Raw genomic sequence first — 14,887 nt, 5'->3', positions numbered from 1 at the left:
TGATTAATTCCTTTAGCGAACAAACATACAAAAAAACCACAGCAAGTGCATATGCTGTGGTGTTTTTCTTCATAAAAAAAGCCGTCAACACCTATTGTTAACGGCTTTTATATCGTTTGCTCTATTGCTACTTCTTTTTAGCAGCTGTTTTTTTCACAGCTGTTGTTTTCTTGGCGGCTGTTTTTTTAGCGGCCGGCTTCTTTTTTTCAGCAAAAGCATTTTTATCCTGATCTGTGATCCATTTCTTCACTTCATCCAGAGACACTTCCTTCAGTTCTTCAGCTTCATACTTCGTCTCGTCTTTTTTCTTCGGGATTTTGAACATGGCTTTTCCGAATTTCACGAATGGGCCCCATCTTCCGTTTTCAATAGAAATTTTTTCTTTTTCCCACTGCTGGATATATCGGTTGGCCTCTTTTTCCAGTTTAGCATCAATCAGCTCATCAATATCACTTTGTGAAAGATTCTCGAAATTATATCTTTTCGGAACATTGATAAACAGATCTTTGTATTTGATAAACGGTCCAAATCTTCCAGATCCTTTCGTTACAGGCTCCCCTTTATAAGAAGCAATAGGAGCATCAGCTTTTTTCTTTTCCCCAATGATTTCTTCCGCACGCGCCTGACTTACGGAAAGAGGATCTTCTCCTTTCGGAATGCTGATGAATGTTTCTCCCCACTTTACATAAGGTCCGAATCTTCCTACTCCCACAGAAACAGGCTGTCCTTCAAATTCGTTAAGTTCAAACGGTAATTTGAAAAGCTCAAGTGCTTCAGCTAAAGAAATGGTAGCAATATTCTGCCCTGCCATTAACGAAGCGAAAATTGGTTTTTCTTCATCTTCGGTTTCTCCAATCTGGATCATAGCTCCGAATCTTCCGATTCTTGCGTGAACATTCTTCCCTGTTTTAGGATCTACTCCCAGAAGTCTGTCTCCGGTGGCTCTGTCTGCATTTTCTTCTACGTCTTCAATTCTCGGGTGGAATTTCGAGTAGAAATTGGTCATCATTTCTTTCCACTTCTGGTCTCCGTTCGCAATTTCGTCAAAACTTTCTTCCACTCTTGCGGTAAATCCGTAGTCCAGGATTTCTTTAAAATTATCTGTCAGGAAATCATTAACAACCTCTCCTATATCTGTAGGGACAAATTTATTTTTATCGCCCCCGAATTTTTCTTCAAGGACTTCTTTCTTGATTTTATCTTTTGTAAGAGACATTTTAATCACCTCACGGGTCTGAGACTCAAGCTCTCTTTTGTCTACATACTCTCTGTTCTGAATGGTCTGAATGGTAGGCGCATAAGTAGACGGACGCCCAATTCCCAGTTCTTCCAGTTTTTTCACCAATCCTGCTTCCGTATATCTGGCGCTTGGTCTGGTGAATTTTTCTGAAGCTGTGATTTTTTTATAGCTCAGGATTTCTCCTACTTTTACTTTAGGCAGAAGCTTTTCGTTGTTGTCTTCATCATCATCTTCTGTTTTTACAATTCCGTAAGCTTTCAGGAAACCGTCAAAGATAATCACTTCACCCTGTGCTTCAAAGTGCTGTGGCAATGATGCATTCCCTATTTCAATGACTGTCTTTTCAATTTTGGCATTGGCCATCTGAGAAGCCAGCGTTCTTCTGTATATTAATTGATATAATCTGTTTAACTGAGCATCTCCGATACTTTTTACGGCAAAATCAGTCGGACGGATTGCTTCGTGAGCTTCCTGTGCAGATGCGGATTTCGTTGTATAGTTTCTTGGTGAAGAATATTCGGCTCCGTATTCTGAAGTGATCTGTTTTTTCGCTCCTTCGATAGCTTCCTGAGAAAGGTTTACCGAGTCCGTTCTCATATAGGTAATATACCCTTCTTCATACAGTCTCTGGGCAAGACGCATGGTATTCGTCACATTATATCCTAATCTGGAAGATGCTTCCTGCTGCAGTGTAGAAGTTGTAAACGGAGCAGATGCAGAGCGGGTTCCCGGTCTTGTTTCAACATTCAGAACTTTGAATTCTGTAGTTTTTGCTTTTTCAAGGAATTTTTCTGCCTCTTCTTCTTTTTCGAAGTCTTTTTTAAGTTTAGCTGCAATTTCCTGCTCAGTATTGTTCAGGAAAATTCCATCCAGTTTAAAGCTGGCTTTCGGAACAAATTCACGGATTTCTTTTTCTCTTTCAACAATTAATCTTACGGCTACCGACTGTACTCTTCCGGCAGAAAGACCCGGTTTTACTTTTTTCCAGAGAACCGGAGACATTTCAAAACCTACAATTCTGTCCAGAACCCTTCTTGCCTGCTGGGCATTGACCAGATTCTGATCAATATCTCTTGGATTTTCAATGGCTTTCAGAATAGCATTCTTAGTAATCTCGTGAAAAACAATTCTTTTTCTGTTTTCGGGCTTTAATTTCAATTCGTCCGCCAGGTGCCATGCAATAGCTTCCCCTTCGCGGTCTTCATCGGAAGCCAGCCATACCATTTCAGCTTTCTTTACGGCAGCTTTCAATTCTGTTACCAACTTCTTTTTATCCGCCGAAACTTCGTAATCAGGGCTGAATGTGGCAAGATCTATTCCCATACCTTTTTTTGGAAGATCACGGATGTGTCCGAAACTTGATTTCACTTCAAAATCCTTCCCTAAATATTTCTGAATAGTTTTTGCTTTTGCCGGTGACTCTACGATTACTAAATTTTTCGACATTCTAAAAATTTTTTGCAAAAGTAAAGCTTTTTTATTATATACATTTTGTTAAAACGGTTTAATTTAATTTTTAGATAGGTTTAACAAGCGTTCCCGAGGGCATTTCAAGGCTTATCAAGTCCTTTAAAGAGTATGGTTTAGCGGTAAATTTCATCTTAATAAAATAGATGCTATAGAATTTTTCATCGGGAGTGATAGATGCAGAATATATATCTCCATAAAAAAAGCAGAACAGGAAACCCTATTCTGCTTTGTTATTGATCTTTTTAAACTTTATTGTTTGATTATTTTTACCATTTTCTCTGAATTATTAATTCTTATGAGATAGATTCCTGAAATAAGAGCAGAAAGGTTGGTCTTTCCATTTTCAAACTTCCCGGACTTCATGAGCTGGCCGGACATATTATAAATCTGATAAAAATACCCGTCTCTTTCCGGTGCATTGATGTACAGCATGTCTTTTACAGGATTCGGAAATAAAGAAAATTGGTTTTCACTGACTTTTTCTTTCACTTCAGCTGTACTCAAAACAGCAGTTCCTTTAACCAAAGCCGGTGTGGTAACCTGAAGTTCTGCAATAGGTCCCGCTTCATTTCCTTCCGCATCATATTTAATTTTCACACATCTGCAGCTCGCTCCGAAATAAGGATCATTATTATCATTAAAAGCAATAAAACGGTTGGCTGTAGATGCTGCATCAAATAAAACATTAATGGATCTTCCCAGATAATTGGCAGCCAAAGCTCCCGTCCAGACTCCCGGATACTGAAAATTAACGGTATTGAATGTCCCTTGTGGCGATTGATTAGCCAGAACACTTCTGTATCCCCGTAAACCCGAATCCGGAAAATTCCCAATTCCATATGTTGCATTTAAAAACATATACCCTATAGTAGACGTTGTAGAAGGGTTTCTCACCCTGATTCCCGAATAATCCACAATGGCACTGTAAAAAGTGGCTGCATTTTTATCTTTTCTGTACCAGGGCGACTGTCCAAAATCCTGATTAGCAATTAAAGCCACACTGGTAAGGTCCGGAATTCTCCAACCTGCAGGGCACGGATCAAAAGGAGATTTCTTTCCTCCTCTTCCCCATCGGTCTGCGGCCAGGTTCGGTTCATTGGCGAGCCAGTCTGTTCCATTCGTATAATTAGGAACTGTACTGTTAAAAGGTGCAAAAGAACTTGGGATCATATATACAAGCGGATTCTTTACGGAGTAAGACAATACCTTCGCAATTTTATCCGCAGGTCTGTCCGTACTCTGCACATTGGAAGCCAAAGCATAGCTGTTATAAGGAATCATATAATTTCCTGACATATTGTTGTATACCGCAGGAGTGAGTGTTGTGTAAGCAACAGTCCCGTTATCGGATGCTGTTCCTAAAAATATATTAAAAGATGCTTTATTATCCGCGTATTGGAATGTGGGAATAGGATCTTTTCTTCCCCACTGATAATGCATTCCTGTGGATGCTCTTATCTTCGCCAGCTCTGCTGCTGTAGGGGTAAGACTGTTAGCTACGATCGGGAATGCATCTGTTGCTCCGAGGTTTCTATCCATAAATTCAGTCTGAAGAACTTCATCCGCCTTATTGACATAATTCACATAGTTGACTGCATCAGACACCGGAAGTTCTGTGGTGTAAACAGAAGAGCCCAAGGGAGAATCGGTGATCCAGATATGCCAGCTCCAATACACCGGAGAAGAAACACTTCCATTATGAAGGGTAACTACAGCGTTTCCGCTCTGATTCGGCCTGATTTCAACTGAAATTGAAGTATTACTGATGTCCTGCAGTGAAGAAGGAGAAGGGTTAATGACCTTAATTGTATTGATCAAAGCAGTATTGGTAGTCCATAGAACGTTTGCTTTTAAATTATTAAAACCGGAAGGATTGAGAATGGTCTGATTGTTCAAAAGCTGGCTCTGAACGGAAAAGGCTTTACTCACAGGAATTTCCATGGTGAAAAGCTGTGCATTTTTAACCGCCTGATACGTATTGGGATTGTCAATTCCTTCTCTGTATTCTGTTGCAGGAGCTAAATATTCAGAAGGAAAATCGTAGTTGTTTACGATATAAAGCGGATCTTTGATACATCGGCATCCATTGGCTTCTGAAGTGTACATTCCGGACATCGGCATATAAAAAAACCTTCCTTTGATGTTGGGATAAGCGGGATCCTGGATATCCGGCTGATCTTTATCCGGAATCATATAAAGTCCCCGGATTGTTACTGCCGGAGAAGCATCAAAATGCCTCGCCATAGTAGCTGTCCAAAGCGCTATATGATGCTGATCGGTATACTGTCCCAAGTGTGCACTTCTGATCAGCTGCCCTGTTCCGGGAAAAATTCCCATATTGTTTCCTCCGGCATCCGACAGATCAAACCCCAGATTGGGATATGCTTTAAATCCTGTCATAAATGAAGGAACGCCCGCATCAGTAGGCTTTATGAGATGATAGGAACTGGATTCAAAAAGATTTTTAGCCATATTGGTTCTCACGCCAAAAGGCGAAAAGTCTATCCTGATATCGTCTGCATAGGCCTGTGAACCTAAATTAGCGACAAGCATTGAAGGCATTCTCCATCCGTTCGGGCATGGATCATAAGGAGATTTATCCCTGTAAGGCTGTGCGCTGTTGTCACTGTTATAGTCTGTATTGATGATTCCCTGAGAATTATCGGACCAAAGATTGAGCTCCGAAGGCCGGTTGTCTGTCAGGCCATTGGCACGCCCGAACCAGTTGACCGGAAGGCTTACGTTGTTATTGTAATAGGCTTGTCCGCTGTTATCGTCTTTGTTTACATAGATGAGACTTAACGGATTTTTCACAGAAAGCCTTATGTTATTGACCACTTCTGCATTGGCAAGCAGAACGTATTTTGTAAGATTGTCAATAGCCATTGCACCTGTGAAGTTCTTGGCTCCTCTGTGCCTCACTCTTCCTATGGAGCCGGACACTTCATAGAAGTCATTCCCTCTTGTGACCAAAGGCGGAATCGGGTCTTTCCTTCCCCATTGGTATAGTAACCCGATGCTTCTGTTCCAATCTGAGGAAGTAATGGAACTATTCAGAGCGCCAAGATTACGGTCCATCCATTTCCAGTCGGAATCCGGAATAGACTCAGTGGTTCCGTCGCTCTTCATTCTTGTTATGTTATCAAAACTTTTGTAGGTTGATCCGTTGCCGGGATCATCTGTAACCCAGATATGCCAGCTCCAGTATACCTCCCCATTTATTCTGAGCGCAATAACAGCATTTCCTTTTTTAGCTTTATTAATCGGTACTTTTATTTTGGCATTCTGATCCGAATCCAGAATTTCCAATGAGTATCCTGCTCCTGACCTGATCAGCCCATGTGCGTCTTCCCAAAGCACATCTGCCGTCATATTCCCCGAAGGGATTCCTCCATTTTGAATGTATTGATCGTCTTTCCACATCGCATAAGCCTTTCTCACCGGAACCAGAAGGCCTTCACTGCTTTGAGCGGGATCGAAAATATAGCTGTTGGGGGCTTTTTTCCAGTCCGGCGCTTTCGCTGCCAGTCTTCCTGCGGGTTTACGTAATGTATCTTCCGCCGGTATTACTCTCTCCGTATATCTGTACGAAGGTGGAATTTCATTTAATTCCCTGCTATTCCTGGAATAGGTACAAATCGACACTAAGCAAAAAATTGCCGCAAAATTTTTAACTAAATTTTTCATATCCTTAGGCTTGTGTGCCATTAAAGGAAATACAACTTTTAAGCCTTTGCCGTAAATAATTCATTAATAATACAAATTACAATATCATATATTAATTACATTATCAATAACTTAACATTAAAAGTTTATAGATACAAAAACGGCACAATTCGTTTTCAATTGCAAAAGTAATTTTTTCGATTTATATATTTTACCGGAAAGTGTAAATTGAATGAATCTTAATAAGGTGATTATGTAAAGGCAGAAAAATATTAAACAACAGATTGGTAAAACACTATTATTTTATCGCAAGGGCAAACAAAAAAAAAAGACAGCCTGAAAAGCTGCCTTCTGTATTATAGATCACGGTTTCTTTTTTATGGAAGAATATGATTTTTATAAAGCTCGATGGTAAATCTTCCGATTTTGATGTTGTTGAATGAGGAGAAAACCACAATATTGAAAATAACAAGCGCTATGATAAAAGAATAAATTGCTTTTTTCATTCCGCTTGACACCACATACATCGCATTCGGGACTATTACATAGGAAAAACCGATAAACGCACCTACAAGACGGGATGAGAACACGGGGTTGTTTCTGAAAATAAAATAGAAACAAATTCCTACAACTGCATAGTTCCTGTGGTATTCATAATAGGGATAAAGTTCTTTCATTTTGGTATCAAAAGCGAAGAGGAAGAATGTAAGAATCATCATCATGGCTTCAGGAATTCCAAAGCCTCCGTTTAATCTTTCAATGGATTCGTCCATGTAGCCGTTTAGTCCTTCTACCAAGATATTATCAGAGGCCATTCCACTCAGGAAGTCTCCAAATACTCTATAAATCTCAAATGGTGAAAGAAATATCGAGAATATGATGAGAAGCAGCATCATGGTCTTGTTGAGCGGAACACGGGCCAGCCAATACATAGGAAGAAAAAGATAACTTACCGTATGTATCCCTGATGCCAGAAATATAAAGAACAGGTAATGCCACAATTCCCGCCGTTTGATATACCGGATGGCAAAATAAACAATAAATGTCGCAAGATTCTGCCTGATTTGTCCACTCTCCCCTACAAAAAAGTAAGGAACAAACATGAACAGGGTAAATGTAAAGGGATAAAAAGTATTGTCTTCAGTATATTCTATTTTGAAAAAAATGGCACAGATGGCAATAACTAAGGTCAGAACATAAAAGGGGGCATTGAAAACATTCAGCAACAGCTTATTGATTAATGTATAAAGCCATTCTACATCCAGATGATCCGAACCTTCCATATGAAGCATCTTCATAAAGATACTGCTGTAGCTCTTGGTATCCGAATAAATATAAAGCCCTTTGTAACTTCCGTAATCGGGACCTACATTGTCCCGGAATCCTACCAGGATAATAAGGTAGACTCCCAAAAACCAAAACCACTTTTTGTCTACTTTTTTGCCGAAAACTTCCTGTACACTAAAAAAAAGCATATAGACAATGGCCACTATAAAATAAGGGTGTAATATGCTCATCCTCGTCTATCGTTTTTTTTGAACATCCAATATAAACAAGATCCAGGTCTGTAAAAAGACAGGAAGTACAGTAGAAAAGGGAATTCTATTGCGAATAGGAATCCGTTTAATTTTTCATCATTATTTTTCAACATATCTAAAACAGATTCTTATTTTTTTTAATAATAATATGGATTTAAAATATATGTATTGAAAGGGAACTTTTGCAAAAGTAGAATATTTTTTTATTCTGCCTAGAATATTTTGTTGATTTTCAGACAAAACTTATAGCCTAAATGTTTTGAACTAATACTGAAAAAATTAAATTTGCAGACTTGATTTCACAATGTAATGCATCGTTTTTTTATATTTCTATATTATCTTATTTCTAAAAACAGGATCCTTTCCGTACTTATTGCTGCCGGAATAGCTGTTTTATGCGCTTTTTTTGCTTCAAAAATTAATTTTGAAGAAGATATCAACCAGATAATTCCTAAAAATGAAAAATCCGATCTTACTGCAAAAGTTCTTAAACAGCTGAACTTTTCGGACAAAATCATTGTCATTATAGAGAACAAATCCCGTGAAGACAGTTTTCAGCTTTCCGAAACGGCAGACCTCTTTCTTCAGAAAACAGAATCTCTGAAAAAGTATATCGGTTCTGTACAGGGCAAGGTAAACGACAGTGAAATCTCGGAAACCTTTGATTTTGTCAATCAGAATCTCCCGCTTTTCCTCAACGAAAATGATTATAAGGAAATTGAAAGGAAACTGCAGAAAGACAGTATTTCGAAGCAGGTAGAAAGCAATTACGTTTCTTTGGTATCGCCTACGAGTCTCGTAACGAAAGAATTTATCAAGAAGGACCCTCTTGGAATTACATATTTAGGGATTAAGAAATTAAATGCCCTGAACATCAGTAAAGATTTCAAACTTGAAGACAACTATATTGTAACCAAAGACGGAAAAAATCTTCTCCTTTTCATTGATCCTAAAAACAAAAGCAATGATACGAAAGGCAATGAAGTCTTCATCAACCGCCTTAATGAAATAAAAGACGGCATCAACAAACAGTTTAAAGGAAAGACTGAACTCAGCTATTTCGGATCTCCGGTAATTGCCGTGGCCAATGCGCAACAGATAAAAAAGGACATTCAGAATACCGTTATCATATCAATGACGGTTCTTTTGATTCTGCTGATCTATTATTTCCGGAATTTTTTCACCCCGATTATTGTATTTCTGCCAACTGTATTTTCGGTTCTGCTTGCTTTACTGATTCTCTATTTCATCAAGGATAAGATCTCTGCCATTTCCTTGAGTGTAGGTGCCATTCTTATTGGAATTACCATAGATTATGCCCTTCATATCCTTACCCATTATAAGCACAACAACAATATAGAAGAACTGTACAAAGAGATCACTCAGCCTATCGTTTTGAGCAGCGCTACAACAGCTGTGTCTTTTCTCTGTCTGGTCTTCGTGCGTTCCGAGGCTTTGAAGGATCTTGGGCTTTTTGCCGCGATCACGGTGATTCTTTCTTCAGTTACAGCATTGATTATTGTTCCGCAGCTCTATCATCCTAAGAAAACGGAAGAAAAGCATCATTCTAATTTTATAGATAAAATTGGTTCCTATCCTTATGAAAAGAACAAACCTTTAATTATAGGTTGTTCCATCATTATTATTGCCTGCCTTTTCGGGTTCAGACATGTTGGGTTTAATGAAGATATCGGTGATCTGAACTATATTCCTAAGGATTTAAAAATAAGTGAAGCGAAGCTGCAAAAGCTGTCTGACATCACGTCAAAATCTATTTATACAATTTCTTACGGAGATTCTGAAAACGAAGCCTTAACGAGAAATTCCCGCCTGAGCAGCTTCCTGGACAAAGAAAAACAGGAGGGGAAAATTCTGAGCTACAATTCACTTGGAAATGTTGTCCTTTCCGAAAAAGATCAGAAGCAGAGGATTGAAACATGGAAAAAATTCTGGGACACGGATAAAAAAAACAAAACCATTTCTGAACTGGTGAACAGTGGAACCCAATTTGGTTTCAACAGCAGCGCATTTGACAATTTCAATACAATTTTAAATAAAAACTATACTGAACTAAGCCTAAAAGACTACGAGAAAGTAAAAGCATTACAAATCTCTGAATTCCTTAGCCATGAAAACGGATTTTACACGGTTTCCAATGTGGTGAAAGTGGATGAAAAGAAAAGAGACGCCTTCATCAAGGATGTTGAAAAGAATCATGATGCACTGGCTATCGACCGCCAGCAGATGAATGAAAACTTTTTGGGACTGCTGAAAAGAGATTTCAGCACACTGATCAACTATTCTCTTCTGGCTATTATTCTGACGATTATTGTTTTCTTCAGAAATTTTGAATTAACGGTTCTTACGATGTTTCCGATTGTATTAACTGGAGTCGTAACGGCCGGTATTCTTTATTTCTTAGGACTGGAACTGAATATTTTCAGCACGGTAGTCTGTACGCTGGTTTTCGGAGTGGGAGATGATTTTAGTATTTTCCTCACAAAGGCCATGCAAAAGGAACATACCACCGGAAAGAATGAACTTCCTACTTACAGAACGTCTATTATTCTGGCGGTTTTCACTACAATCTTATCTATTGGTTCTCTGATCTTTGCTAAGCATCCCGCATTACATTCGCTGGCTTTGGTGGCTCTTATCGGGATGTTCTCCGTTATTATTATTACTTCAACCCTTTATCCTTTCTGGTTTAGATTACTGATTACGAACAGGGCTAAAAAAGGACTTTCTCCTATCACTTTCAGACTGTTCTTACGCTCGGTTATTTCATTTTTATATTACGGGCTTGGAGGACTTGTCTTTTCATTAATAGGAAGCTTCTTCATCAAAAAGGCAAAAGGAAATACACTGGATATCATTAAGCTGATTTTAGCTAAATTTTTAACATCTGTATTGTACTCAAGTCCATCTGTGAGAAAAAGAGTAATTAGAAATCCCGCAGAAGATTTCAGCAGACCGGCTGTCATTATTGCCAATCATACTTCTTTTCTGGATACACTTGCCATTGCTATGGCTACCCATAAAATTATTTATCTGGTGAATGACTGGGTGTATGAGTCGCCGGTTTTCGGAAAGCTGGTAAAAGCACTTGGGTTTTATCCTGTTTCGCAGGGAATAGAAAACGGGATGGAAAAGTTGAAGGAAAAAATTGATCAGGGATATTCTCTGGTTGTTTTTCCGGAAGCAGAGCGTTCTTACACGAATGATGTGAAAAGATTCCACAAAGGGGCATTCTATCTTGCGGAGCAATTCGGACTGGATATTCTCCCGATTTATATTCACGGGAATTCCGAAGTACTGCCAAAGGGAGATTTCATTATCTACGACGGCAGCATTACGGTAAAAGTAGGGGAAAGAATCAGCAAGGATGATCTGAATTTCGGTAAAAACTATTCCGAAAGAACCAAAAAGATCAATGCTTACTTCAGAGAAAAGTTTGCAGCACTGAGAAATGAACTGGAAGATGAAAACTATTTCAGAAAAAAACTTTTTTTAAGCTATTTATTCAAAGACAGCGAGGTGGTTCAGGAAGTAAAAAACGATTTCAATACCAACCGATCGGTTTATTTTGAACTGAATAAACATATTTCTAAAGATGCCTCTATACTGCATATGTCTGATGATTATGGGCAGAAAGATGTTCTTCTTACGCTTTATCAGGCAGAAAGAAGAATTTTTTCCTATATTGAAAACGATGAAAGAAGGCAGACCGCCATGCAGACTTATCTGGTAAAAAGAAGGAAAATTCATTATATAAAAAGTCTTTCTGAAGTTAATAAGAATATTGATATCCTTCTGGTTTCAGATCAAAATTTCAATATTTCTTCGTTTGAAAGGCTTCCGGAAACGATTATATTTCTGAATACAATTCATTCAGATGTAAATCATTCAGATTATTATGAAGAATTTAATTCAAAAGGAATAAAAATATTCAAAAAACACTAAATAAATATGAAAAGCATATTTTTGTAACCGCTAAAGAATATTAATGAAAAAAAATATACTCGTCATCTATTATTCACAAACCGGCCAGCTGGAAGATATTGTGAAGAATGTAGCCCAACCTTTTGAAGCCAAAAAGGAGGAATATGATGTTACGTACTATAATATTCAGCTCAAAGAGGATTTTCCTTTCCCGTGGCCTGAAGATGTTTTCTTCAATACTTTCCCGGAGTCTTATCTTCAGATCCCGAAAGAGATTTTTCCACCTTCTGAAGACATTCTGAATAAAAAGTATGACCTCATCTTATTCGGTTATCAGGTGTGGTACCTCACCCCGTCTATTCCCATCATTTCTTTTTTAAAGAGTGGTTTTGCCGAAAAAATACTGAAGGGAACAGATGTAGTGACTATCTCCGGAACGCGGAATATGTGGATGCTTTCTCAGGAAAAACTGAAGGTATATTTAAAAGATCTTGGCGCAAAACTGGTGGGTAATATTGCCTTAGTAGACCGACATGACAATTATACAAGCGTACTTACCATCTTACGCTGGCTGACTACAGGTCAAAAAGAAAAAGCGGGGATGCTGCCTGCCGCCGGGGTTTCAGATGAGGAAATTTCCGGATCTGTAAAGTATGGCAACATTATTGAAAAACATTTCAGTACCGGAAATATTTCAGACCTTCAACCCGATCTGGTACAGAACGGAGCCATAGAAATCCGTCCTTTTTTAGTAAGGGTAGAAAAAGTGGGCAACAAAATTTTCACGATATGGTCTAATCTGATTATAAAGAAAAAAGAGAAACGTCCATTGCTGATAAAATTCTTTAAGGTATATTTGATGGCTGCGATATGGATTATCTCTCCTGTCGTATTGGTTTTACACCTGCTGACAACCCCTATATTTTGGTCTAAAAGACAAAAACAAAAAACATATTTACAAGGAATTAATTTAAAATAGAATGTACGACGTATTTATAACAAAAGCATCAACATACTTACCTAACAACCCGGTAGCAAATGATGAAATGGAGACTTATCTTGGTCTGATAAATGACGCTCCTTCTAAAGCAAAATCACTGATTTTAAGAAACAACAAGATCACCACAAGATATTATGCTTTGGACAAAGAAGGAAATCCTACTCATACCAATGCGCAGCTGACCGCAAAAGCAGTTGAAGGACTTTTCGATGAACATTTCAGAAAGGAAGATATGAAGCTGTTATCCGTAGGAACTACTTCTCCGGATCAGATGCAGCCTTCGCACGCTTCTATGGTTCATGGTGAGCTGAATATCGGTAAATCTATTGAAATTAATACCGCAACAGGTCTCTGTAACTCGGGGATGAATGCCCTGAATTATGGTTTTCTTTCCGTAAAAGCCGGGGTGAATGAGAATGCCGTGTGTGCAGGATCAGAAAGAATGTCTGCGTGGATGACTGCGGATAAATTTAACCATGAAGCTGAAAATTTAAAAGCGCTGGAAGAAAGACCTATCGTTGCCTTCAAGAGAGAATTCCTCAGATGGATGCTTTCTGATGGTGCCGGATCGTTTCTTCTTGAAAATAAACCAAGAGAGAACAGTATTTCTTTAAAAATAGAGTTCATCGATTTCTATTCCTACGCTCATGAGATTGAAGCGTGTATGTATGCCGGATGTGACAAGCTGGAAGACGGAAGCCTTAAATCATGGGCAGATTATCCTTCTGATGAATGGCTGAAGCAGTCTATTTTTGCAATAAAGCAGGACACAAAAATCCTGGACAAATATATTCTGGTAAAAGGAGCTGAAAGTTTGAGGGCTTCTTTTGACAAGCATCAACTTGATCCGGAAAAGATAGATCACGTACTGGCTCACATTTCATCAGGTTATTTCAAAGAAGGCTTAAAAGATGAATTTGCCAAAAAAGGAATGAATTTTCCGGCAGAAAAATGGTTTTATAATCTTTCCGACATTGGAAATATCGGTGCTGGATCTATCTTTGTTGCTCTGGAGGAATTAATGAATTCCGGAACATTGAAAAAAGGAGAAAAAGTATTGCTGTGCGTCCCTGAAAGCGGAAGATTTGCCTATTCTTGTGCCTTATTAACCGTTTGCTAATGGAGAACCAACTGCCAACAACAGATCCGAATTTCGTGGGAAGCCTTATTCCGCAGCGTTTTCCGTTTGTCATGGTTCATGAGCTTACAGAGTATTCTGAAAACCATCTGGTATCAGGATTTGAGATCAAAGATGATACTCTTTTTATCCAGGAGGGAACTTTTCAGGCCTCGGGACTTATAGAGCATCAGGCACAGAGCGTGGCTTTGCATACGGGCTACAAGTATTATCTTCTGGGAAAAGATGCACCAACAGGATATATCGGAGCTATTAAATCTTTTGAAGCCGAAGTATTGCCAAAGACCGGAGACCGCCTCACCTCAGAAGTAACCATTCTGAATGAAGTGATGGGAGTAACTCTTGTGGACATCGTTACCAAACTGAACGGAAACGTTATCGCAAAATCCCAAATGAAAACTGCTGTAAAATAAGTATCATGGAAATCAAGGAAAACAACCTCATCAATATACACAACTTTCTGCCGCACCGCGAACCAATGCTGATGGCAGATTATATCCTGGAATTGACCCAGGAAAAGGTTGTAACTTCCTTTGAAATAAAAGAAGACAATGTATTTGTCCACAACAATGAACTTTCAGAGGCCGGCCTTATTGAGAATCTGGCTCAAACCTGTTCTTCTATTCTTGGACAGAGCTTCTTCGAAAATCCCGAAGCGAATACGAAAGTAATCGGCTTTATTACGAATATTAAAAAAATTGAACTGTTTGCGCTTCCTAAAACAGGAGATACAATCATTTCTAAGGCTTCGCTGATCTCGCAGTATGAAAATATCTGTAATATCTTTTGTGAGACTTTTAATAATGATGATCTGCTGATCAGGGCAGAGATCAACCTGTTTATTCAGGAGGTGAAATCTTAACCTAAGGATTTCAGTTTAACCCTATAAAACC

General features: G+C 38.6%; 8 protein-coding genes. 5 read left to right on the top strand and 3 right to left on the bottom strand.

The annotated features are described in order from the left end of the window. Nucleotides 1-127: 127 nt before the first annotated feature. The 3 genes from topA to ACM46_RS05270 form a co-directional block, all read right to left on the bottom strand. Nucleotides 128-2,686, bottom strand: a complete 2,559-nt coding sequence (gene topA, locus ACM46_RS05280; protein WP_048505518.1) for a type I DNA topoisomerase — start codon at nucleotides 2,684-2,686, stop codon at nucleotides 128-130. Between the two features lie 273 nt (nucleotides 2,687-2,959). Further along, nucleotides 2,960-6,397 carry a T9SS type A sorting domain-containing protein gene (locus ACM46_RS05275; RefSeq protein WP_157859425.1) on the bottom strand — a complete coding sequence of 1,146 codons (3,438 nt, stop codon included), beginning with the start codon at nucleotides 6,395-6,397 and terminating at the stop codon, nucleotides 2,960-2,962. A gap of 356 nt (nucleotides 6,398-6,753) precedes the next feature. Then, nucleotides 6,754-7,893, bottom strand: a complete 1,140-nt coding sequence (locus ACM46_RS05270; protein ID WP_241485968.1) for an EpsG family protein — start codon at nucleotides 7,891-7,893, stop codon at nucleotides 6,754-6,756. 330 nt (nucleotides 7,894-8,223) lie between these two features. On the opposite strand from ACM46_RS05270, the gene ACM46_RS05265 reads away from it, so the two are divergent. Genes ACM46_RS05265 through ACM46_RS05245 form a run of 5 tightly spaced genes read left to right on the top strand, consistent with a single transcriptional unit; the run spans nucleotide 8,224 to nucleotide 14,856 of the window. Next, nucleotides 8,224-11,877, top strand: coding sequence for an MMPL family transporter (locus ACM46_RS05265; RefSeq protein WP_048505515.1), 3,654 nt, complete (start codon nucleotides 8,224-8,226; stop codon nucleotides 11,875-11,877). Between the two features lie 43 nt (nucleotides 11,878-11,920). Further along, the gene (locus tag ACM46_RS05260; RefSeq protein WP_048505514.1) at nucleotides 11,921-12,835 is read left to right on the top strand and encodes an EVE domain-containing protein; all 915 of its coding nucleotides are present in this window, start codon (nucleotides 11,921-11,923) and stop codon (nucleotides 12,833-12,835) included. 1 nt (nucleotide 12,836) lies between these two features. Further along, nucleotides 12,837-13,976, top strand: coding sequence for a dialkylresorcinol biosynthesis protein DarB (darB, locus tag ACM46_RS05255; RefSeq protein ID WP_048505513.1), 1,140 nt, complete (start codon nucleotides 12,837-12,839; stop codon nucleotides 13,974-13,976). Beyond that, nucleotides 13,976-14,407, top strand: coding sequence for a hotdog family protein (locus ACM46_RS05250; RefSeq protein WP_048505512.1), 432 nt, complete (start codon nucleotides 13,976-13,978; stop codon nucleotides 14,405-14,407). The genes darB and ACM46_RS05250 overlap by 1 nt, the downstream gene beginning before the upstream one ends. A 5-nt stretch (nucleotides 14,408-14,412) precedes the next feature. After that, nucleotides 14,413-14,856: a hotdog family protein gene (locus tag ACM46_RS05245; RefSeq protein WP_048505511.1), complete on the top strand. Its 444-nt coding sequence runs from the start codon at nucleotides 14,413-14,415 to the stop codon at nucleotides 14,854-14,856. Nucleotides 14,857-14,887 lie beyond the last annotated feature (31 nt).

The organism is Chryseobacterium angstadtii, assembly GCF_001045465.1.
GTDB lineage: Bacteria > Bacteroidota > Bacteroidia > Flavobacteriales > Weeksellaceae > Chryseobacterium > Chryseobacterium angstadtii.
Note: the sequence above shows the minus strand (reverse complement) of the source record. Positions and strands in the feature narration are given on the sequence as shown.

Bases quoted from the DNA above. Each gene is read 5' to 3' on its own strand.
- topA (WP_048505518.1), bottom strand. From the start codon at position 2,686: ATGTCGAAAAATTTAGTAATCGTAGAGTCACCGGCAAAAGCAAAAACT.
- ACM46_RS05275 (WP_157859425.1), bottom strand. From the start codon at position 6,397: ATGAAAAATTTAGTTAAAAATTTTGCGGCAATTTTTTGCTTAGTGTCG.
- ACM46_RS05270 (WP_241485968.1), bottom strand. From the start codon at position 7,893: ATGAGCATATTACACCCTTATTTTATAGTGGCCATTGTCTATATGCTT.
- ACM46_RS05265 (WP_048505515.1), top strand. From the start codon at position 8,224: ATGCATCGTTTTTTTATATTTCTATATTATCTTATTTCTAAAAACAGG.
- ACM46_RS05260 (WP_048505514.1), top strand. From the start codon at position 11,921: ATGAAAAAAAATATACTCGTCATCTATTATTCACAAACCGGCCAGCTG.
- darB (WP_048505513.1), top strand. From the start codon at position 12,837: ATGTACGACGTATTTATAACAAAAGCATCAACATACTTACCTAACAAC.
- ACM46_RS05250 (WP_048505512.1), top strand. From the start codon at position 13,976: ATGGAGAACCAACTGCCAACAACAGATCCGAATTTCGTGGGAAGCCTT.
- ACM46_RS05245 (WP_048505511.1), top strand. From the start codon at position 14,413: ATGGAAATCAAGGAAAACAACCTCATCAATATACACAACTTTCTGCCG.